Here is a 25,226-nt window from a genome sequence, read left to right on the forward strand (position 1 = left end):
CGTGGATTTCGAGGGCTCGGCCAATGTGCTGTTGCCGGGCTATGTCACCCTGCCCAACGATATCTTCGCTCTGGGTCGCGAGCTGGGCTTGATCGATGCCAGCCTCAGAAACCCGATCTACATCGGTGACCTCGAATTGCAGGTCAACAGCCTGAGCGAACTGATGAACGGCCTGATGGCCGGTGACACGGTCAGCTCCGTCATGATCGACAGCGCGGGCGCCTATGACAGTGCCTATACCCTCAACTATCGCCTGCCCGAGCTGGGCGGCATGTTCGACCTGTTCAAGCTCAACAACCCCCTGATCCGCCTGATCCGTGACCCGTCCGTGATCATCGACGGCATCGATTATGCGCTCAAGGGCATTCAGCAGTCGCTGGATGCCATTGCCTCGCTGCCGTTGCCGCTGATCGGCGAGCAACTGGCCGAGGGGGCCCAGTTCATCGCCGATATTCGCGGCAGCGTGATTGCCGAGATCCAGAACTTCATCGACAGTTCGCTCGATACCTACGGCGGCATGGAAAATGCGCTGCGCATGACCCTGTTCGAGGTGTTCACCTCCGACAGCAATAACGACGGTCTGATCAATCCGCTGAGCATGGATCAGTGGATCGAGGCCGAGATTGACGGCATGGCGATTGCGGACCGTGGCGGTGACAATCCCTTCCTGAACTACCTTAAGGACTACAACGGCGATGGGGTGATCACGGCCGACGATATCGTGGTCGAATACCTGGCATTTGGCTCCCTGTCTCCGGCCGTGGCGGCAGGTACCCGTCTGGGCTATACCCTGGCCGGTCGTACCTCCGATGTGCGAGGTGACAAGAAGGGCGGTGATATCGTGGCGGTGGACGGCTACGACCCACTGGCCGAAGCCGGTGCACTGCAATTCCGCATGAACCTCGGCCAGAGCCTGCTGTCCCGCGAGCTGGATCTGTCCTTCGATATCGGCCTGGCGGGACTCAACCTGGATGTGGACGGCGGTATCGGGCTCGATCTGGGCTGGGACTTCTTCTTTGGTTTCGGGGTGAATATCGAGGAAGGCCTCTATCTGGTTTCCGAGATGCCGGGCAATGCGGGCCTGGATGATGCGGCGCTCACCCAGAGCGTCTACGACCTGATCACCCAGAAAAAGACCCTGCCGTCCGACAGTCTCACGGAAACCACGCAGCTGCGTCTGACACCGCCGGATACCTCTGCCGGCACCTTTGACCTGACCTTTACGGCCGACGGAACCGGCAGGACAGTGTCGGGGCTGGACAGCAGCACGCTGACGGCTTCCATCCTGCAGCAGCAGCTCAATACCGCTGTTGCAGCGGATTATACCGGCATCAGCGTCACCGAAAGCGGTGGCAACTGGGTCATCGACTTTGGTGGCGCCAGCCTCGCCGGCAAGACCGTGACCCTGACCAACACGGCGAGCCTGGCGGTGTCTACGCTGAGCACGCCAACCGATCCGGCCACGGTCGCCTCCCAAATCTACGTGACTCCTCCGGTCTCCTCCCAGGGGACCTTCGACTTGAGCTTCTCGGCCGGAGGCAACAGCTGGAACCTGACCGGGGCCGGCAACGACATGACGGCGTCCCAGTTGCAGACCCGGCTCAACAAGGCGGTGGCTGCCGACTATACCGGCATTACCGTGGCCGAGCAGGATGATACCTGGTTGATCACCTTTGGGGGTGCATCCTTGCTGGGGCAGGACGTTTCGTTGAGCGGCAGCTTCGAGGCGGTTCAGGACCCGGCGCTCAATCCGCTGATCGACAATCCCTGGGATCTGCCGGACTCCAACCCGGCGGTCAACGAGCTCAGCATAGTGTTCGATGCCTATCTGGCGGGTAACCCGGCGTCGATATCGGCCAATATCTTCTTCGTGGCCGGTACCCTGACCGATTATCTGGCGGGTGATCTGGTGGTGGATCAGGACGGCAATGACGTCAGCAACTACTCGCCCTTCGGGGACGAGGTGGGTGCGCGCACCTTCTTCCATGGCGAGTTCGCCATCAACATGACCGACCGCAACTCGGACGGCCGTCTGACCTATGCCGAAATGACCAGCGGCAAGTTCTCCGACAATTTCCGCCAGCAGTTTACCGGTGCGGCCCAGGCCAACTTCCATATGGAACTGGCGATTCCGGATACGCCGTTGCCGCGTATCATCGGTGATTTCCACATGACCTGGGCGCTCAACACCGCCTCGATTCCGATCGGCTACGGCGACATGTTTTCGACCCAGCCACAGGTCTGGATTACCGACCTGGCCATCGATGTCGGCAGCCTGTTCTCCGACTTCCTCGCGCCCATCGTGGGCGAAATCCAGCAGGTGACCCAGCCTCTGCAGCCGGTGATCGACGGGCTGACCATGGCGATACCGGGCCTGTCCGAACTGGCCGGGCGCGACTATACGGTACTGGATCTTGCCGAGGAGCTGGGTCAGGGCAAGGTGAACGTCAAGTTCATCAAGTCTTTCGTCTACATGCTGGATCTGTTCAACGCGATTCCGGTTGATGCCCAGGGGCTGATTATCCCGATCGGACGGGTGTTCAGCTTCGGTGGCAACCTGCAGGACAGCGGCAGTCGCAAGAATTCATCCCTGAGTGGTGATGTCAACAGCACCGATCAGGCGATGAGTTCCAGCAACGGGACCGGTTCCACCGCCGGGACGGCCTCGTTCCTCGATAAACTGCAGAACCCGAACAACGCCTTCAAGATCCCGATTCTGACCGATCTGTCGCTGGTGCTGGATCTGATCATGGGCAAACCGGTGGATCTGGTGACCTTTACGCCACCGAACCTGAGTGTGGATGTGCGGATTGATGCGGGCTCCTATATTGTCCCGGGCGTCAAGGCGGGTATCCGGGGCGGGGTCGCTGTTAATGTGGCATTGACGCTGGGATTCGATACCTACGGCATCATGAAGTTTATCGACAGTGAAAATCCGCTGCACATGCTCGAAGGCTTCTATGTCAGCGACAATTTCATCAATGGGGTCGATACACCGGAAGTGGTGTTGAATGCCTTTCTGGCCGTGTATGCGGAACTGAATATCGGACTTGCCCGGGCGGGGGCGGAAGGGGGCATCAAACTCACCGGCGAGCTGGATTTCTGGGATGAAAATGGCCCGGGGGCCCGGGATGGCAAATTCCGTGCGCTGGAAATTCTCAACCAGCTGATGTGTGAGCCGTTTAATCCGCTCAATCTGGTTGAAGCCAGCCTGAGGGCAAATGCCTACGCCAAAATTTACGTCGACGTAAACACCTTTATCGCCGGCTGGCAATCCATTTACAGTAAAACACTCATCGATGTTCAGCTGTTCGAGGTCGTCTGGAAGCCCAAGCCCTGCATGCCGATACTGGCATCGGACGATAACGGTGACGGCACCTTCGTGCTGCACATGGGAGATAACGCCCTGTTGCCATCCGACAGTGCGGTGGATTTCAACATCGCCGCCATGATGGAGGGCAAGGGGGCCGAAGATCGCAAATACCGCAATATCGAGGACGGTGACGAGAAGTTTGTCATCAAGGAAACCGGTAACGGTGAAATCGAGATCACCGCGACCCTCAACGGCACCGAATACACCGTTGCCTATACCGGCGTTAAAAGGATCGTCGGCTTTACCGGTCGCGGCAACGACACGGTCGATGTCTCCGGCCTCAAGAACATCGATGTGGTGCTGGTGGCCGGTGACGGGACCGACAAGCTGGTCGGCAGCCCGAACGACGATGTGCTGATCGGGGGTAGCGGCAGCTCCAGCCTCGAGGGGGGCGACGGCGACGATCTGTTGATTGCCCGTGCCGGAACCACCGCCATGGAGGGGGGCGACGGTGCAGACAGCTATCGCTTCCTCGGTAACTGGGGGGTGGCGACCATCGCGGACAACGATATCCGTGGCAGCGCCAACGTGATCGACTTCTCCAAACAGACGGCCGGGCTGGTGCTCGACACCTACAACGGCAAGGTGACCCAGGGCAATAGCCGGGTATCCTGGGACAGCCGCACCGAAATAGGCCTGATTGCAGGGGGCAGCGGTGACGACATCCTGGATATGTCCTACGAGAGCGCAAGATTGCATATTCAGGTGGCCGACATCTCCGCCGACATGGTGCAGCTCGAGGCAACACTCAACAGTCATGCCCAGAGTCGCCTGACCGATACCGATGCCGCGGGGCTGAATGACGGGGTGATCACCGGCATGACCAGTGGCGCGGTCAACAACGAGGGTGCGCCGGTATCCTCTTACGGCGATCGTGTGCTTCGCTTCACCGGCTTCGAAAATCTGATCGGTGGTGTCCAGAGCGATATCTTCGCCTTCGAGAACAAGGCCGCCGTCAGTGGCAGCCTCCATGGCGGGTCGGCCCGCGGGGTTGGACTGAATGTGACGCAAGAACGTGAGGGGGTGCGCAATACCATCGATTTTTCCGACTATGCAACGGCGCTCAGCATCAACACCAGTGGCAGCGAATACACCCTGCCGGACGGCTTCACGACGGTGGCAGGTGCCGCGACCGTGGCATCGGGCAGCCGTATCAACACCAATGCGACCAACGTCACCATCCGTGGCTTCCACAACATCATCGGTGGTCAGGGCAACGATGTGCTGGTCGGGGACAAACGACAGAACCAGATCTTCGGCATGCAGGGCAATGACACCCTGATCAGTACCAGTGGTGGCGACCTGCTGGTCGCCGATACGCTGATCGTCGAAGACACCGACAACCGGATCGAGTCCAAATCCACCGCGGTTGTCACACGGCCGGCCTGGACCCAGCTGCCGGCACGGGAATGGACCTGGTTCGACTCCACACTTCACAGCAGCTCGTTCAACAGCACCGAAGAGGTACTGATCGGCGGCCTGGGTGACGATGTGCTGCTGGGTTCGCTGGGGCTGGATCGGCTCTATACCGGGGCCGGCAACGATACCTTGGCGGGGGATCTGGCGCGCATGAGCTTCGATGCAACCGGAGCCCTGGTGAGGGCGGAAGTGGACGACACCACCGATGCCGGTTTTGGTGAAGCCGACTACATCGAAGGCCTGCATGGGGATCATGTGGTGATCGGTGGCGCCGGGGCCGACGAGATCCTGCTGGGCGACGGCGACAACCTGGTGCTGGCGGATGAGGGCTATCTGGTACTGGATCCGTTCACCCGCCGTGCCCTGGAGGTCGCGACCTGGACCAGCGGTTATGGCGCCGGGGACACCGTCACGCTGGGCGCTGGCAGCAACATCGTGCTGGGTGGCGCGGGTGCCGACCGTATCGTGGCAACGGATCCGGATGGCGAACGCAACATCGTAATGGGTGACCACGGTCGTATCGAGTTTTCTCTGGCGGAGCCGGATGACCACCGTCTCGGCAGCATCACATCGCAGACCGGTGTGACGAGCGGTGGCGACGATATCATCACCCTGGGCACCGGGGACGCCGTCGTGATCGGTGGCCGTGGCGCGGACAGCATCACCCTGGCCGCGGCTGGCGGTGACACCAGCGGCGACTCCCTACGGCTGCTGGCCGGGGATCATGCAGATATCCTGTTCGATAGCTATGGTGCCATGACCGCCTTCCGCTCCACCGATACCCTGGCCGCCACCACCGGTGTCGACCAGATCCGGATTGGCAGCGGCGGCGACACGGCCGCGCGCAACCTGGGACAGAATTTCATCATCGGCGGCATGGGTAACGACCGTATTCTGGTGTCGGCTCATATCGATACCGATGGCCGATGGGTGCAGGGCGAGGCGACCAGTGAAGACGTGATCCTGGGGGATAACGGCGAAGTGCTGCGCGCGGCCTCCACCGGTTCAGGTCCGAACATGATGCTGAAGGTGACCAGCACCGAAACCGACAAGGGCGGTAACGATGAGATCGTCTCCGCCAACGGCAACAAGCTGGTGATTGGCGGCTTTGGAGCCGACACTATTTCGCTGCTCGACGGTACCCATCTGGTCATGGGGGACAGTGCCACCTTCCTGTTCGATACGGTCGCCGAAAACGGTGTGCTGCGCTCCGCCACCACCATCAGCACCGTGCTGGGTGGTGCCGATACCATCAGGCTGCGCGACGGCTACAAGCTGGTGGCGGGTGGCATCGGCGCCGATAACATCACCATCGATGCGACCACCACCGCCGATGCCGGCGGTAACGGCTGGAGCAATGGTGGCGACTTTATCGGCGGCACCAGCTACCTGGCCGGGGTGGTGGGTATTGCGGCGGTGTTGCCGGCTCCGGTAACGGCGTCGGCCCAGACCGAAAATCGCGGTCGCACCGGTCGTTTCATTGCCGGCGACAACGCCGAATTCCTGTTCGATAACCGGGGTGGTCTGACGACGCTGCGGACCCTGGACCAGATCGCCGCCACCGGTGGTAATGACACTATCCTGATTGGTGCCGACAACACCCGGGAAACACTGGGTTTCAACCTGGTGATGGCGGGCATGGGGGCCGACAGTGTCACTATTGCACCGGGCTCGCTGAGCGAAAGCATCGTGCTGGGCGACAATGGCGAATATCTCCGACAGTCCCAGAGCTACCTGCTGAACGCGGTCAGATCCACCGTTACCGGTTCGGGCAGTGGCGACAGTATTCTGCTGGGCTCCGGTGAACACATGGTGATCGGCGGTCAGGGCGCCGATACCGTCGATATTCGCTCCACCGATGCCCGCGCGGCACAGGATGGAATGAGCAATCGTCTGCTGGTGGCCGGTGACTCGGCCGAGATGGTGTTCAGTTCCGGCGCACTGGTGCGGATCGAGAGTCTCGCGATCAACAGTGGTGGTGACGACAGGCTGACGATAGGGGAAGGTGATCTGGCACTGATCGGCGGCTTCGGACGCGATCAGGTGTTCGTCAATGCCAACACCACGGCCTTCAGGGTGCTGGCGGGTGACAACGCACGCTTCGAGTTTGCCCCGACCGATCAGGCGGACGAGCAGGTCGAGAGCCTGACTCGCATGGTATCCACCGACCTTCAGGCCGCCACCGGCGGCGATGACCAGATCCGGGTCGGTATCGCCGGCTCCGTGACCGGTGATATGGGCGAGGTGCTGGCAATCGGCGGCATCGGCGCCGACCGCATCGGCATCAACGGGGCCCGAGCCCGCACCACGCTGGTGGGAGACAACGGCGAGATCAGGCGTGCCGCCGGTCTGGTCGGCAACGGCGGTGCCCAGCGGCAGTCCGTCAGCAGCCATGACGTCACCCTGGGGGCGGACGATATTCTGACCACCGTCGCCGGCGACGCCGTCATCATCGGCGGTAGCGGCAGTGACGAAATCCGTGCCGGACGGGGTAACACCCTGGTGGCCGGTGATCATGCCCGCATGCTGTTCGGTGCGGCGGGAACTCCCGAATTGATCACCAGTCTTGGCACCAGCATCGGCGGTAACGACCGCATCCAGATCGGGGGCGGTGACAATACCCTGGCCGACGGCAACAAGGTCGTGATCGGCGGTTTCGGGGCCGACGCCATTACTCTGAGTGCGGATGTGGCGGCAACCGGTGAAAGCCGGGAGCGGGCCATTGCCGGCGACAATGCCAACATTGCCTTCGATGTGCAGGGGCGGCTGCTGAGCTTTGCGACGCTGGATGGCGATGTGTCTTCCGGCGGTAACGACACCATTACCCTGACGATTTCCGGTGATGATCAGAATGCCGGCGCCATGGCGGAATATCAGGTGATTGCCGGCGGCGTGGCCGACGACGAGATCCGAATCCAGACCGGTGTCAGAACCGACGATGTGATCTCCGGGGACAACCTGGACTATCGTCGCCTGATCACCGCTGACGATAGTCGTCAGCATCTGTTCGCAGGGGTGACCCAGCCGACGCTGGGTGGTGATGACAAGATAGTGACCGCCGCCGGCAACAAGCTGATCTTCGGCGGTGCCGGTGCCGACGGCGTGACCGCCTTCACCGGAGCGGAAGACAGTTCGGTCCTGTTCGGTGATGCCGGTGCCGCGGTTTACGAGCAGTACCTGAACGCAGATGGCTTCGAGCGAACCCGTTTGCAGCAGTTGATGACCACCTCGGCTGCCTCGGGTGGCGTCGACAGCATGGTGCTGGGCAGCGGCGATGCCGCCGTGTTTGGTGGTGCCGGTGCGGATCAGATCCGCATCAGCTCGCCCGATCAGGGCCGTCGTCTGGTGGCGGGTGACGACGCGCAGGTCAACTACGACCTGGGTGTCCCGGTTCTGATGCAGAGCACCGACACCAGCTCTGTCGCGACAGGGCAGACGGGCAATCATTTCATCCTGCCGGATGCGGGCACCAACTTCCTGCTCGGTGGCCTGTCACTCGATACCCTCACCGGCAGCATCGGTGACCGTCATCGCCTGTTGCCGGGCTCCGGCTCCATCAATCTGCTGAGCAAGGTGGTCAGTGTCGTCGTACTGGGCGAGGCGGGCGAGATGGGCATCTTCGCCGATCGCGAATATGCCTCCGCCGCCAATGACGACGTGCTGATCCCGGGCTCGACCCTGGTCGAGGGGGATACCGGTGGCAGTACCGGTGCCGGCGACAGCTATACCTATTATGGCGAAGGCAGCGTGACCGAAGAGCTGAGTAACAGCGTGTCCGGCCGCATTGCCTACCCGTCTCTGACCGGCGGTTTTGCGACCTTCAGCCCCGCGTCCAACAGCCAGCAGGGCCGCTATGGCTATCTGACCGTATTCGAGAACGGTGGCTGGCGCTACGACCTGGGTCAGGATGCCAGCGGCTTCAGCGAAGCCGTCAATGCCCAGGTGCAGGCCCTGACCGATGGTGAACAGCGAGTCGAGTACTTCACGGTCACCACCACCGATGGCAGTGCCACCACGGTGACCATCAACCTGTCTGGCCGTACCGATGCACCGGGATCCGTCACGACCACGCTAACCGAAGACGACAGCCTGGTCAGTGCGGCGTCCGGTCGCCTGCTGGATGGCGAAGATACGACACTGAGAACGCGTTATCTGGCCATGGAAACCGATACCGCCTTCGGCCGGTTTACACTGACCGCCGATGGTCAGTGGCAATACCAGATCGATAATGGCGCCGCGGCCGTCCAGGCATTGCGCGCCGGTGAGCGGATTGTCGACTCACTGGTGGCGACCACCCTGGATGGCAGTACCGCGACCATTGCGGTCGAGCTGGTGGGAACCAACGATGGCGCCGAGATCGGGGGGGCCGAGCCGACGGTCGGCACCCTGGTTGAAGAAGCCGACAACAGCGCGGGCGAGCAGCTGCTCACGGCGAGTGGTCAGCTGACGATAAGCGATGCGGACGCTGGCGAAGACGCCTTCGCCGAACAGGTCGAGATGTTGTCGGCAGATACACTGGGCGAGCTGAGCATCTCCGCCGATGGCCACTGGAATTACGTGGTACGCAATGGCGATATTCAGTATCTGAAAGAAGGGGAAGTCCGGGTTGAGCGCTTCCGGATCGGCAGTGCCGATGGCAGTGCGACCAGAACACTGGAGATCCGCATCGAGGGACGCAACAACGCCGCCCAGATCTCCGACCCGGGCAGCCAACGGGTGACCGAGGATCAGCTTACCCGGATCGGGGGGGCGCTGAGCGTGAGTGATGCCGATGCCGGCCAGTCCCTGTTCGTGGCGCAGGACAGCAGTTCGGCCTACGGTCGCTTCGTGCTGGAAACCGACGGCAGCTGGAGCTACACCCTCGACAATGCCTCTGCGGCCGTTCAGCAACTGACTTCCGCCGATCTGCTGACCGACACTGTGACCGTGATGACAGAGGATGGCACCAGCCGCACCTTCAGCGTCGAGATTCAGGGCGATGATGACCAGCCGGTGATCACGCCGGCGGCCGGTGACGGTGCCCTGGCCGTACTGCATGAAGATAGCCAGCTGCTGGCCGGCGGTGTACTGACCATCAGCGATGCCGATGCCGGTCAGGCCCAGTTTGTGGCCCAGAACAGCGGCTCTGCCTACGGTCGCTTCGTGCTGAAAACCGACGGCAGCTGGACCTACACCCTGGATAATGCCGCGGCCGCCGTGCAGGAGCTGGTCTCCGGTCAACAGGTGATCGACGCCTTCACGGTCGAAACAGCTGACGGCACCACCCAGCGCTTCAGCTTTGCCATCAATGGCAGCGATGACCAGCCGGTGATCACACCGGCGGCCGGTGACGGTGCCCTGGCGGTGCTGCATGAAGATAGCCAACTGCAGGCCAGCGGGGAGCTGGCTGTCAGTGATGCCGATGCGGGCCAGTCGTTGTTTGTGGCCCAGGACAGCATCTCCGCTTATGGGCGCTTCGTGCTGAATGCCGATGGCAGCTGGAATTACAGCCTCGATAATGCCTCGGCCCAGGTACAGCAACTGACAGCGGCAGATACCCTGAGCGATAGCTTCACGGTAACGACGGCGGACGGCACCACCGAGACCTTCAGCTTCACTATCCGCGGCAGTGACGACCAGCCGGTCATCACCCCGGACACGGGTGATGGTGCCCTGGCGGTATTGACCGAGAGTCGGCAGCAGCAGGCCAGCGGGGTGCTGGCCATCAGCGATGCCGATGCCGGACAGTCCCTGTTTGTGGCCCAGGACAGCGACTCCGTCTACGGTCGTTTCGTGCTGGATACGGATGGACGCTGGAACTACACCCTGAACAACGACGCACCCGCGGTACAAGGGCTGGCGGAAGGTGTCAGTGTGACCGATCGCTTTGCCGTCGAAACGGCGGACGGCAGTGTCCGGCAGGCTACGTTCACCATTCATGGCCGGAACAATACCCCGGTCATCACGCCAGACCCGACTACAGGCGCGATGGCGAATCTGATCGAGAGTCTGGTCATGTCCGAAAGCGGCCGTTTACAGATTATCGATGCAGATCAGGGAGAGTCCGCGTTTGTTGCGCTCAACAAGAGAACCGCGTATGGTTCGTTGGCACTGGATTCGTCCGGTAACTGGGAGTACCGACTGAACCCTGCCAGCACCGCGCTGGCCGAGCTGGCCCGGAATGAACGCATCGAGGAAAGTTTCACGCTGACGACGCTCGATGGTTCCGAGTTTGTTTTTTCGGTACGCATCACCGGTTATCTGAACGTGAGCCAGAATCAGGCCGCCTACATTCTGAATGAATCCCCGACCAACTCCGGGCCGACGCCGGCGACGGGTGAAGGCACTCGCGGTGAATTCACAACCGGCAGCCTGCTTGAACAGATGGCCGAAGCCGGCTCTCCTGCCGAGCAGGATGATAATTCGAGCACTTCTCAGGTGGTGCCCTTCAGTCTGAACACCCTGGGTGAGCGCGTCTTTATGCCGACGGCCGGGGTGGTACCGACCGGGGCCAGGCCGGCCCTGGGTGGCGAGATCGCCGCCGCTCCCAGCCTGCTGGACTCGGGTATCGTGTTTGGCCATGCCGAAGGTGTGGCCACACAGGTCGGCGTACCGGCAAACGGGCCTGAAGCGGCGCAGTCACTGCTTGCAGATGAAGATGATGATCGCGAGCGCAGGCTCGCTGCCGAAGAGCCGGTTGAACAGACCGGGGAGGCGGTCGGGGAAACCGAAAATGAAACCACATCCGGGCTGAATCCGGATGACAATCAGTCAGTACCCGGCAGAGACACCGTGGTCGAGGCCGATTCGCCAGAGACGAATGCAGAGGGCGAGGCCGATGAGCCTCAACACCAGGCACCTGGAGCAGATAGTGCGGTCTCCGAAGAGGCCGGTGTGACGGCCCTCGAAGGGATCGGTGCGGCTTCGAGCCTGGCGGTTGCCCGGGCCGGAGCCCCGAACGGCAATGGACGAATCCGCTGGAACTGGGGGCGGTTGGACACTTGAAAACAATAATGAATATTGATGCGATGGACAGAATTGACAGGGACCCTATGTTGACACCGATATCCGTGAAATGCTTTGGCGCGGCCCGTGAGGTAACGCAATGACGGCGGCCAGAGCAGATATCAAGCCACTCGTTTCGCTGATCACGACGGTACTGGCGCTAACACCCATGCAGTTGCTGGCACAGGGAGCCGATGCCGACGAACTCCAGCTGGTGAGCCTGTTTGCTCAGCCGGACGAACGCAGTGCAACCGACCCGGCATCGGACCCGATGCGTATTCCCGAGCGGATGAAAGGCAAGGTGGTATTGCGGGCGCCGGCGGCGGCGCCGACGGTCGATCCTGCCATCGAACCACCACCTGTCGACCTGACCCAGAGAACCTTCTCAGTCGATGCGATCCCGGTGCTGGATGGCGCGGATGTCAATGTAGAGCACCTGTCCCAGGTGATGTCGCCCTGGAGTGGCAAGGCACTGAGTTTTGACGAATTCCAGCTGGCTGCCAACGATCTGCTCATGTTCCTGCGTGAAAACGGACACCCTGATGCCGTGCTGAGGTTCTCCCAGATTGAGTTTCTGGAAAACCGGCAGGTGGCCGTGGCAATCGAAGGCCTGGCGCCGGTGACACCCTATCAGGATGCCACCCCCAGAATTCAGGTGGCCGGTTACGATATTCGGGGCATTACCCTGCTGAGTGACACCGAGGTCGCGGAGCACATGGCACAGTGGTCTGATCGGGAGCTGACGGTCGAAGAACTCGGCGACGCGGCTGAGTCACTGGCCCGGCTGCTGCGTGATCGCGGTTATGCACTGGCGCAGGCGTGGTTGCCGCCCCAGGAGATCCGTGATGGTGTCGTGCGGGTGGATGTGCTCGAGGGCATCGTGGACGAGGCGTCCGGCCAGAATGGCCTGACCATCGCGGGTGAAAGCGAGCGTCTCAAGACCGAGGTGGCATCAGCCTATCTGGCTGACGCGGTCAAACCGGGAGCGCCGCTTGATGTGAATGCCCTCGAGGAGAAAGTGAGACTCCTGAACGATCTGCCGGGCGTGAAGCGCGTACAGACCGATCTCAAGCCCGGCTCCCAGCCAGGAACGACCCAGGTGGTGGCGCAAGTCGAGGATGATGACCTGGTCAATGTGCTGCTGACGGCCGACAACTACGGCAGTCGATACACCGGTGCCGAGCGCCTGAGTGCCAACCTGAACCTGAACAGTCCCACCGGGCATGGCGAGCAACTCTTCGTCAACCTGACCGAGGCCGACGCGTCCCGCAGTTACAAGGTAGGTGGCCACTTTCGGGCCGGGCAATCAGGTCTGAGGCTGGGGATGTCCTATGCCGCCATGAGCGTGGATTTCGATTTCGAGCAGGGTTTCGCCGTTCCGATCAACATTGCCAGTGACTCCTCGGTGACCACCCTGTTTGGCAGCTATCCGCTCCAGCGCAGCGCCCAGACCAACATGGATCTGTATGCCAGCCTCGATTTCAAGAACTACCAGAACTCCATCCTCTTTGGCGCTATCGAGAATGATCGTGACATCAACTCCGCCAGCCTGGGCTTCAGCGGTGATCATATCGACAGCCTCGACGGCCAGACCCGTTGGGGCCTGACCCTGACACAGGGTTCTGTCGATCTCGAAGGCGGCAGCGACTATCAGTTCAACGATGCCCTGGGGGCACAGACCGAGGGCGGCTTCACCAAGAGCAACTACTCGCTGCAACGCTATCAGGCCCTGCCGTTCGAGACTCTGTTCTTCAATGCGTCTCTGAATGGCCAGTGGGCGAATGGCAACCTGGACAGTGCCGAGAAATTTCAGCTAGGCGGACCGGACGGCGTTCGCGCCTGGCCGGTAGGCGAAGGGATTGGCGATAACGGCTGGGTGACCAATCTGGAGCTGCGCAAGATCCTCGCCCAGCCGGACTGGGGGCGTGTGGAAGCGTTCGGGTTCTATGACGTCGGTGGCATTACCCAATACGCAGACCCGAACCCGGGTATTGTGTTCGACGGGCCCAATAGCTATACCCTCGCCGGTTATGGCGCCGGCCTCAGCCTGACTTATGGCGAAAACGGCAACCTGCAGCTGGTCTACGCCCAAAAAGCCGGCGATAACCCGAATCCAACCCCTGAAGGTACCGATAGCGACGGTAAGAATAATCAGGGACGTCTCTGGGTGATCGGTAAAATACTGTTTTGAGGAAGGTTTACGGAATGACCAAGCATAACACCCGGGTGAACAAAACACCCCACATGAATCCCAAGCTGCTTTCGCTTGCCGTTGCTTCTGTCTGCCTCTCCATGAAACTTCAGGCGGCTCCTGCACCCGATGAGCTGCCCTCCGGCGCCGTGATCCGTCAGGGTCAGGCGGTGATCACCCAGGCAGACAATGTCATGAACATCCAGCAGAATAGCTCACGGCTGGTGACTGACTGGAATACCTTCAACGTGGGCTCGGCTGCCATCGTTAACTTCCTGCAGCAGAGCTCTGATCTGGCCCTTAACCGGGTGTTGTCCGGTGACCCTTCCCAGATCCTGGGGCAGATCAACGCCCAGGGCGGTGTGGTTATCGCCAACCCGGCCGGCGTGCTGTTCGGCAGCAGTGCCCGCATCGACGTGGGCAGCCTGGCTGTGCTGGGGCAGATGCCGGACAGTGACGAGTTCATCAACGGCAGCCTCTTGCTGGAAGATCTGGCGGCCGGTGGCAGCGTCATCAACCAGGGGCAGATCACCACCCGTACCGGCGGCTTTGTGGTACTGGCCGGCAAGACGGTCGAGAACAGCGGCACCATTACCGCCGAAACGGGACAGGTCGCGCTGCTGGCCGGGGATCAGGCCCGCCTCGAGCTGACGGCCGATGGCCTTATCGGTGTCGAAATGGATGGCGTCAGTGCCGATGCAGCCATCGCCAACAGTGGTGCCATCGTCGCCGATGGCGGCAAAGTGCTGATCCAGAGCCGCCATGCCGGCGGCGCCCTGGCGGCGGCTATCAATCAGACCGGTATCGTCCGGGCCAATACCCTGGCCATGAATGGTGACGGCAGCATCCGCATCGATGCCGGGGAAGGAGCGGCGATGATTGCCGGCACCGTCGAGGCCAGAGGCGATGACGCGGGAGAAACCGGCGGTCGCATTCTGGTTACCGGTGGCGATGTCGACATCAAGGGCACGGTCAACACGGACGGGCTGGCCGGCGGCGGTACCATCCATGTGGGCGGCGGTTGGCAGGGCGCTCAGGATGAGATTGCCGAAGCGGGCCGGGTGACGGTTTCCCAGGATGCCGACATCAGTGCCGACGCGATCACCTCAGGTGATGGTGGCGAAGTGGTGCTCTGGTCTGCCGAGCAGACACGGCATGACGGCCGTATCAGTGCGACCGGGGCCGGTGAGGGCCGAGGCGGGCAGGTTGAAACCTCCAGCCGCGGCGCCCTGGGCGTGAGTGGCAATGTGGATGTGTCGGCGGAGTCCGGTGAAGGTGGCAGCTGGCTGCTGGATCCGACCAACCTGACCGTGGATACGACCGGAGGATCCGCAGACACGGTCAGCAATACCTCCATCGAGGCCAGTTTGAATGGTGGCTCAAATGTCACGCTTCAGGCGGATCAGGATATCAGCATTGAAGCGTCGATCGCCAAGACCACCGGTGCAGCCGCCACGCTGACCTTCGATGCCGGCAACGATATCGTGCTGCATACGGGGGTGGATATTACCTCCAGCGGGAGCGGCAACCAGCTCAACCTGATTTTTGGTACGGCAGCGTCTGATATCGGCACCATCTCCATCTTTGGCCAGCTGGCGACCAATGGCGGTGCCATCACCTTCAACAAAGACACCTATCTGCGTCATGAAACCCCGGTCAGCACCAAGGTGACCCAGAGTGTCGGCGCGGGTGTGGCTTCTGGCGATGTGCTGTTTGCCAAAAATGTCTACCTGGCCGATGACGGCTACACCGTCGCCATCAACACTCAGGGATCGGACGCCGGCGGTGTCTACAACAACCTCGGTGGCGATATCCGGTTTGACGGTCAGGTGCTCAGTGCGGCCCCGGTCATTTCATCGACTGACCCGACGGCCCAGACCCAGTCACCCCAGAGCCTGACGCTGGATACCACCGGCCTGACCGGGGCGGGGGCGACCGCCGGCAAGATCATCTTCAACGGCGATATCGGCAGCGTGGCCGACCCGCTGCGCAGCCTGACCTTCAACGGCGCCACGGACATCGACTTTGATGCCGCGTCGATCAATCTGAGCAACACCTCGGGCCCCGTGATCACGGCCAGCAACAACTTCGCCGGCAATCCGGTACTCAACCTGCTGAGCGATGATGTGACCATCAACATCACCGGCGGCGCGGTACCGGGTCTGACGTCGGGTTATACCAGTTATCTGCAGGACAGCTTCGACATTCATGCGGCGTTAGCCGGCGAGCAGACCCTGACCATCAACTCGGATCAGTCAATCAAGCTGTCGGGCGTCAGTATCGATACAGACGCGGGGCAAGCGTTCAACCTGCTGTTCAATCCCAACGTGGCGACCGGCTCGGGACAGGGTGCCGTGATCATGTCCAACGTGGATATCGACACCGAAGGGGGGGATATCAGCCTGGGCAGTGCCGGTAATTATGCCGAGGGCGTGGCCGGCGATACCGACGGCAGCGATGGTGTTCGTCTACATAATACCCAAATGGAGACCGCTGGTGGCGATCTCTCGATTTATGGCCGCACCGCCGACAGCGGGCAGGCGTCGGATTCGTCAGGGGCCGGTGTGCGCATCACCGGTGCAGCCACCCAGCTTAGCACCGGCAGCGGCCAGCTCAGTGTGCGCGGTAAGGTACTGAATCAGACCGATAGTGGCAATAAAGACGGCATCGTGATCGGTGAGGGTGTATCCGGTCGGGCCACCCTGGCCACCACCAGCGGCAATATTTTGCTCGACGGTGACGCCAGTGCGGTTGGAGATGCGGTGACCGGCGGTAACCGTTATCTCGGCGTCTTGCTGGCCAACAGCGCGTTGGTGCAGAGTGACAGCGGCGATATTCTGGTTCGTGGTCAGGGCGGCGGCGGCAACGTGAACTCCGTCGAGCAGAACCACGGTATCCGGTTGCAGGACAATGGCACCGGCATTCTCAGCAGCAGTGGCTATATTCTGCTGCAGGGCACCTCGGGTGGCCGCCTGGACGACGCTGGCGAGAACAGCTTCGGTATCTATGCCTCCGGCAACAACATCTATGTAGGGCGTGACGCAAACAAAGGCACGGCCACGGGCGATATCATCTTCGTGGCCGACTCCATGGAGTTCGTCAACAACTCTTCGTCCCGTTTGCAGGTGTCCAGTGACGGTCATCTGGTGATCCGTCCGGAAAATGCCGATACCCGCATCGAATTCGGCAATGCCGGCAGTCGCCCGGAAACGGATGTCAGCCGGACCCTGTATCTGGGTGAGGACTGGTTCAACGGCAGTGCCAACGCGGTGTTCCTCGCCGCGCCTCAGGTCACGGCCAGCACCGCCAGTCTGGCATCGCAACAGAATCTGCTGATCAACGGCAATGCGGGCGGCAACTTCAAGCTGAATATTGGCGGCTTGCAGACTGCCGACATCGCCTACTCAGGCAACGCCGCCACCCTGGGTGCTAATATCCAGGCGGCGATCCGGAATCTGACCGGTTATGAAGGAACGACGGTACTCAATCAGGGCAGTGGCAGTTATCTGGTGACCTTCAGGGATGGTTCCACCACCGCCGTTGCCATGAGTGAGCTGGTAACGGCCGATAGCGCGCGCACCGGTTTTGCCGATATCACCATCGGACGTACCGATCTGAGCGGCAATATCGTGGTCAATGCCCCGACCACCTTCAGGGATGATCTGACGCTGCTGGCCGGTGTCAACAACGATGCCTATGCGGCCAAGACAGTGATCAACTCGGCGCTGACCGTGGCTCGCCAGCCGAATACCCGGGATGCGGGCAGCCTCACCATCATCACCGACAGCGGCCTGACCAGCTCCGAGGGCATGGTCGCCAAGGGGGTTATCACCGCCGACGAACTGCGCCTCGAAGGGGGCGGAGACTTTGTGGCCACTGCGGTCAACCGCATCAACACCCTGGCCGCGGATATTGACGGTGATTTGGTGCTGACCAACGGCCAGGCGCTGGACATCGGCGAGCTCGATAGTACCCGTGTTGAAGGATATGCCTTCGATACCGACACCGGAATGGTGGCTATCCAGCCGGCGGTAACCGACACCTCGACGGGCCTGACCGCCAACGAGATTGACCTGCGTGTGCTCAGCACCACGCCGGGCGTGGTTGCCAATTTAACCCAGTCCGAGAACATTACCGCCAACATCCTGAGCGCACGGGTCGAAAACGGCACCCTGCTGCAGACCGACGACGCCGTTATTGCTGACGGCGATGCCGATGTCGACACGGCCACGGCGGTGTACCTGAGCACCGGTGAGGGCGTGGCAAAGCTGCTCAGTGACAATATTATCGGGACTTTTGCCGGCGCATTTGCGGCGGATTCCGGTCTTGCACTGAACAACGCCCGCGCACTGGAGATTGGCCGCGTGTCCCTGTCCGGCAAGACCGCGGATACCGGCAGCAACCTGGGTCTGATCAGCCAAACGGCCGTGGACCGTGACGGCATCACGGCCCCCGATGCCCAGATTGCGCTGAAAACCGCAGGCGCCCTGACCCAGGCCGCCGATGCCGCCCAGTCACGTATTACTGCCTCTGCTCTGGCCGCCGATGTCTCCGGTGGCGAGATCGGTCTGAATAATGAAACCAACCAGATCGACCTGGCGGCACTGGCGCTGAATACCGACGATTTCGATGTCACCCTGCTCAATGCCGGGGATCTGACGATAGGCGAAGTGACCGGCATCGATACCGGCCTGATCGGAGCCGGTTCCGTTACCGGCGTGACGCCGGGTACCAACGGTAATGTACGCATTGCCACCGGCAACGGCTCGCTGACGCTGGACAAGGCGGTGACCGCAACCGGTACCGGCACCGTTGATTTGCGTGCAGGCGGAGCCGGCTCCGACCTGATCCTCGATCAATCGGCATCTGAAACCGCGCTGGTCACCAGTGAAAACGGCGTCATTCAGATGCTGGCCGGTGACAGCATCACCACCACCAAGGCCACCGATGGCAACGCGCTGATTGGTTCTACCGGCAATACCATCTTGCTGCAGGCGGGCAATGCCATCGGCAGCGACAGCAACCGCATCGAAGTGTCCGTGCCGATCAGTATTGCGGCAGAGGGCGGTGCCGGCGGCATCTGGCTGCGGCATCTGGACAGCACCCCTCTGGAATTGGGTGAGGCAACGGCGCTGAATACGGCTGAAACCTTCGGTGGTACCGTCAATCAGACCGGCGGTGCCATGTCCGGCCTGAGTACCCTGGCCGGCAGTAACGGCAGCATCACCCTGACCAAGGTGAATGGCGACATCGTGGTGGTGGACGCCATCGCAGCTGACGGCAGCGGCGATGTGGATCTGCGCACCGGCAACGGCTCTATCCGCATCGATGGCGGCCAGGTTCAGTCCGCTAGCGGCACCCTGCAACTGCTTTCGGCAGGCGGCATCAGCACCGATACGGCCACCGACACCACCACCGAATTGAGCACCGGCGGCGATGTGTTGCTGGTGGCCGCTAATGGCGCCATCGGCAGTGATAGCAATCGCATCGAGATCGCGAATGCCACGGGCGTGGCGGCACAAAGCAGCGGCAGCCAGTATCTGGCCCACGGCGGAGATATGACCGTGGCTCAGGTGGCGGCGGTAAACACGGCCAACAAGACCGACCGGACGGCGGCCGATTTGAACGGCCTGACCGCCGGCGCTAACCAGACTGTCGATCTGGAAGCGACGGGTGCCCTGCAACTAGACGACCGGGTACAGATTGGTGGTACCACCGGCATTATCCGGCTGCTGGCGGACAGCATCGATCAGGTGCTGGGCAGTGACAAGGCGATGAGTGCCGGCTCCCTGCGTGCAGAGGCCACCAATAATATCGCGCTCAACAATCCGGAGAATGCCATCGGCATCCTGGCGGCAGACTCGGTGAATGGCAGCATCAGTTACGTGGACCGCGATGGTCTGACCGTCGGGACGGTGGCTGGCCTCAGCGGCCTGAACGCGGCGGGCAACATCGATGTGCAGACCCTGGGCGGCGATCTGCTCGTGGCCCAGGCCGTGGGCTCCGACAGCGGCAACATCGACCTGCGGGCGCTGACCAGCGGTAACCTGACCACCAACGCCGCCATCGTGGCCGGCAATAACGGCAACGTGGATTTACGCACCACCGACGGCGCCATCACCCTGAACGCCAACGTCACCGCCAGCGGTGATGGCTGGGTGGATGCGCGTGCCGGCGGTCTCTCTGATCTGACCATCGGTGCTTCGGCCCTGATCAGCTCGGCCACCGGCGATATCCAACTGCTGGCGGGCAACAATCTGGTTAGCGACAAGGCGACCAACAATACCGCTGCCATCAGCACCGACGGCTCCGTCCTGCTACAGGCAGGCGGCCGCATCGGCAGCGACGGCAACCGCATCGAAATCGGTAGCGCCTCCAAACTGGCGGCCAACGCGGACGGCGGCAGTCTCTGGCTGCGCAAGCTGGGTGCCACAGATGCGCTGCAGCTGGGCGGGGTGGACGCATTCAACACCGGTGACAATATCGGCGGCAGCTATCAAGTCGACTATGCGGGCCTGACCACCGGTAACGGCGGTAACATCACCCTGACCACTCAGGGCGGAGCTCTGACGTTGACCGAGAACGTGGCGGCGGATGCTAACGGCTATGTGGATCTGCGCACCGGCGGCACCGGCGCCATGGCACTGAACAACGGTGCTCAGGTGACCTCCGGCAGCGGCACCCTGCAGTTGCTGGCGGGCGGTGTAATCGGCACCGACAGCGCCACCGGTACCACCACCGAATTGAGCACCAGCGGCGATGTGCTGCTGCAGAGCGGTAGCGACATCGGCAGCCTGAGCAACCGCATCGAGCTGGCCGGGGTAGACCAGCTGGCGGCCGACAGCGTCGGTAGCCAGTATCTGGCTCACAGCGGCAAGCTGACCGTGGATCAGGTTACGGCGGTGAATGACGGCAGCAGCATCGACCATACGGCGGCCATGCTGAATGGCCTGACCGCCGGCGCTAACCAGACCATCGATCTGGAGGCGGCGGGTGCGCTGCAGCTGAACGATCGTATTCGGGCTGTCGATGGCACGGTCAGAATGGACGTGGCGAACACCCTGTTGCAGAACACCACCGAATCGATCAAGGCCGTCACTGCCGCGTCACTGAATATCAGGGCGGGTGGCGATATCACCCTGAACAATAACAGCAATGATGTTGATACACTGGCGGCCGATTCCATCAGTGGCGGCATCAGTTACGTGGACCGCGACGGCCTGACTGTCGGCACCATCGATGCGGGCACGGCGGACGAGCTCAGCGGCCTGAACGCGAAGGGCAACATCGATGTGCAGACCCTGGGCGGCGATGTGCTTGTGGCCCAGAGCATAGGCACCGACACCGGCAGCATAGACCTGCGGGCGCTGACCAGCGGTAACCTGACCACCAACGCCGCTATCGTGGCCGGCGGTAACGGTAACGTGAATCTGCGCACCACCGACGGTGCTATCACCCTGAACGCCGATGTAACGGCTGAGGGTACAGGCTGGATCGACGTGCGTGCCGGTGGTGCAACCTCCGATATCACGGTTGGCGACCTGAGCGCGGATTACGCGCAGCTCAGCTCGGCCAGCGGTGATATCCAGCTGCTGGCCGGTCGTGACCTGTTGACCACCCGGGCAACGGACGATGCCGGTCGTGCGACCGTCACCACCGATGACGGCAGCGTGCTGCTGCAGGCGGCCCGCAACATCGGCAGTGACAGCCATCGCATCGAGATCGGCGGCGCCTCCAAACTGGCGGCCAACGCGGACGGCGGCAGTCTCTGGCTGCGCAAGCTGGGTGCCACAGATGCGCTGCAGCTGGGCGGCGTGGAAGCCTTCAACATCACCGATAATACCGGTGGCAGCTTCAACGCCAGTTATGCCGGTCTGACCACCGGTAACGGCGGTGACATCACCCTGACCACTCAGGGTGGCGACCTGACCCTGGTCGGGGACGTGGCGGCCAATGGCAGTGGTGATGTGGATCTGCGCACCGGCGGCACCGGTACCATGGCGTTGAACGACGGTGCCCGGGTGACATCGGGCACGGGTACTGTGCAGTTGCTGGCGGGTGGGGCCATCGGCACCGACAGCGCCACCGGTAATACCACCGAGCTGAGCACCACAGGCGATGTGTTGCTGCAGGCGGGCGGGGATATCGGCTCCGATACCAACCGCATCGAGCTGACCGGTGTGACCGCACTGGCCGCCGACAGCAGCGGCAGCCAGTATCTGGCTCACGGCGACAAGCTTACCGTGGACCAAGTGGCGGCGGTGAACGACGCCAACAGCATTGACCATGCGGCAACGGATCTAAACGGTCTGACCGCCGGCGCTAACCAGAGCATCGATCTGGTGGCGGCGGGTGCGCTGCAGCTGAACGATAGAGTGCAGATCACCGGTACCACCGGCATTATCCGCCTGCTGGCGGACAGCATCGATCAGGTGCTGACCGGCGGCAAGGCGATGAGCGCCGGTTCCCTGCGCGCACAGGCCACCAACAATATCGCGCTCAACAACCCGGAGAACGCCATCGGCATCCTGGCGGCGGAATCCACCAGTGGCAACATCAGTTACGTGGACCGTGACGGTCTGACTATCGGCACCGTCGATGCTGGTACGGTGGATGGCCTCAGCGGCCTGAACGCGGCGGGCAACATCGATGTGCAGACCCTGGGCGGCGACCTGCTCGTGGCCCAGGCCGTGAGTACCGACAGCGGCAGCATCGATCTGCGGGCGCTGAACAGCGGCAAGCTGACCACTAACGCCGCGCTCGTGGCCGGCGATAACGGCAACGTGAATCTGCGCACCACCGACGGCGCCATCACGCTGAACGGTAACGTCACCGCCAGCGGTGATGGCTGGGTGGATGTGCGCGCCGGGGGCCTCTCTGATCTGACTATCGGCGCTTCGGCCCTGCTCAGCTCCGCTACCGGCGACATTCAGCTGCTGGCGGGTAACAACCTGGTCAGTGGCAAGGCGACCAACAACACCGCCGCCATCAGCACCGACGGCTCCGTCCTGCTGCAGGCGGCCGGCGGCATCGGCAGCGACAGCCACCGCATCGAGATCGGTGGCGCCTCGGCGCTGGCGGCCAACGCGGACGGCGGCAGTCTCTGGCTGCGCAAGCTGGGTGCCACAGATGCGCTGCAGCTGGGCGGGGTGGACGCATTCAACACCGGTGACAATATCGGCGGCAGCTATCAAGTCGACTATGCGGGCCTGACCACCGGTAACGGCGGTAACATCACCCTGACCACTCAGGGCGGAGCTCTGACGTTGACCGAGAACGTGGCGGCCGATACCACCGGCTACGTGGATCTGCGCACCGGCGGTACCGGCGCCCTGGCGTTGAACAACGGTGCTCAGGTGACCTCGGGCACGGGTACCTTACAGTTGCTGGCGGGTGGTGCCATCGGCACCGACAGCGCCACCGGCACCACCACCGAGTTGAGCACCACCGGCGATGTGCTGCTGCAGGCGGGCGGCGATATCGGCACTGAAACCAATCGGATCGAGATCGCGGATGCAACGGGTGTTGCGGCGCAAAGCAGTGGCAGCCAGTATCTGGCTCACAGCGGCAAGCTTACCGTGGACCAGGTCACGGCGGTGAACGGCGCCAACAGCACCGACCGGGCGGCGTCAAGCCTGAACGGTCTGACCGCCGGCGATAACCAGAGCATCGATCTGGTGGCGGACGCCCTTCAACTGGACGACCGTATTCGGGTCGTCGACGGCACTGTCAGAATGGACGTGGCGAACGCCGTGTACCAGAACACCACCGAATCGGCCAGGGCGGTCACGGCCGCGTCACTGAATATCAGGGCGGGTGACGACATCACCCTGAACAATGACAGCAATGATGTCGATACCCTGGCAGCCGACTCCACCAGTGGCGGCATCGGTTACAGGGATCGCGACGGTCTGACCGTCGGGACGGTTGATGGTTTGAGTGGCCTGAATGCGGCGGGGGACATCGACGTGCAGGCCCTGGGCGGCGATCTGCTCGTGGCGCAGGCGGTCGGTAGCGATACCGGCAATCTGACGCTCGGCGCCGATACAGGGCTGCTGCGACTGGATGCCGATCTGGCAACCTTTGATACCGCCCAGATCCTGCTTTCGGCTGACCGGATGCTCCAGGCTGGTGGTACCGGCATCGATACCGGTACTCTGGTAGCGGGAACCACCACGGATCTGGCCATGGCGGGTGATAACCGTGCCCGGGTGGTGTCGATGAATGCCGGCGGCTCGCTCTCCCACACCGGGTTGCTGACCCTGACCGACAGGGCGAGCCTGAATGCGGGCGGCAACATGACGCTGGGCGAGATTGACGGTGCCTCGGCCGATCTCGTTGCCCAGGCCGATGGGCGCATGACCTGGCATGGAAGCAGTGAACTGTCGACAGTCTGGGCCCGCAGCGGTAAGGAGATCTTCCTCGACAGCCCGATGACGGTGCACGGCGCGAGCGGCAATGCCGCCGTGCTGGCCGCGGGAACCTGGTTCTACAATCGCACTGGCGCCGGCAATGACGCCATCACCGCGGCGGATAGCAACTGGCTGATCTACGAGCGTACATCAGACTTGTACACTCAGCGTATGGCCGGGCTGCAGCCGAATTATCTGAGGTTCAGCACCCTGTACAACGACATGCCGGCCGATCTGGTCACCCGCCCGGGTAACGGTTACTACACCGGTACCTCGATGCTGGTGCCGGATAATTACATGCGTATCATCAGTGGTGTGAACAATGAGTCTTCAACGGGCAGCGGCATTCCGACGCAGAGTCCGAACGAGCCGGTGATCGCGTTATCCGCAACCGCGCAAATTTTCCCGGATGCGCTGCTGAATACCCGGCCGGATGTGGTATACGGCGCCTCGGCGATCACCCAGGCCGGAGAGAGCGGATATGCCTTGTTGACCACGGATCCAATGGTGAGGGGTAACCTGAGCATCGAGATGCCGGTCATCAAACTGGCGACGGATGAGGAGTTCAGAATCTCTCTGGCAGAGCTGGTGGGTGACTCCGAGCTGGTCCAGGTGACACTGGAGGGAGAGCCACTTCCGGTATGGATCGAACAGATAGGTCACGGACCCTCTACTCGCTTGTCCGGGGTCATTCCGGCTGACAGCAAGGTGTTCGTGATCATGATCGAAACAAAACACCCGTTGACAGGTGAGTCACAGACTTTGAAACTGCTCATCGAACCTGTCAAACCCGAATCTGATGACAACACGCAAGCACTCACCCGTGCGTGATATACAACCAAGGAGT

At 62.1% G+C, this 25,226-nt stretch carries 3 protein-coding genes; all 3 read left to right on the plus strand.

Annotated elements, in window-relative coordinates:
* The first annotated feature begins 1 nt into the window (after position 1).
* The 3 genes from BFR47_RS13500 (at position 2) to BFR47_RS13510 (ending at position 25,210) form a co-directional block, all read left to right on the plus strand.
* Entirely contained in the window at positions 2 to 11,776 is an 11,775-nt protein-coding gene (locus BFR47_RS13500) for a VCBS domain-containing protein (RefSeq protein WP_139215190.1), read from the plus strand.
* Between the two features lie 100 nt (positions 11,777 to 11,876).
* Complete coding sequence (locus BFR47_RS13505; protein ID WP_083399151.1) at positions 11,877 to 13,967, plus strand: ShlB/FhaC/HecB family hemolysin secretion/activation protein; 2,091 nt, start codon at positions 11,877 to 11,879, stop codon at positions 13,965 to 13,967.
* A 14-nt stretch (positions 13,968 to 13,981) separates the two neighbouring features.
* On the plus strand, positions 13,982 to 25,210 hold the full coding sequence (locus tag BFR47_RS13510; RefSeq protein WP_071473558.1) for a two-partner secretion domain-containing protein: 11,229 nt from the start codon (positions 13,982 to 13,984) through the stop codon (positions 25,208 to 25,210).
* Positions 25,211 to 25,226: the final 16 nt, after the last annotated feature.

It is taken from the genome of Oceanisphaera psychrotolerans (genome assembly GCF_001870485.1).
Taxonomy (GTDB): domain Bacteria; phylum Pseudomonadota; class Gammaproteobacteria; order Enterobacterales; family Aeromonadaceae; genus Oceanimonas; species Oceanimonas psychrotolerans.

Excerpts from the sequence above, each read along its gene's own strand:
- BFR47_RS13510 (WP_071473558.1), top strand. The coding sequence starts at position 13,982 with ATGACCAAGCATAACACCCGGGTGAACAAAACACCCCACATGAATCCC.
- BFR47_RS13505 (WP_083399151.1), top strand. The coding sequence starts at position 11,877 with ATGACGGCGGCCAGAGCAGATATCAAGCCACTCGTTTCGCTGATCACG.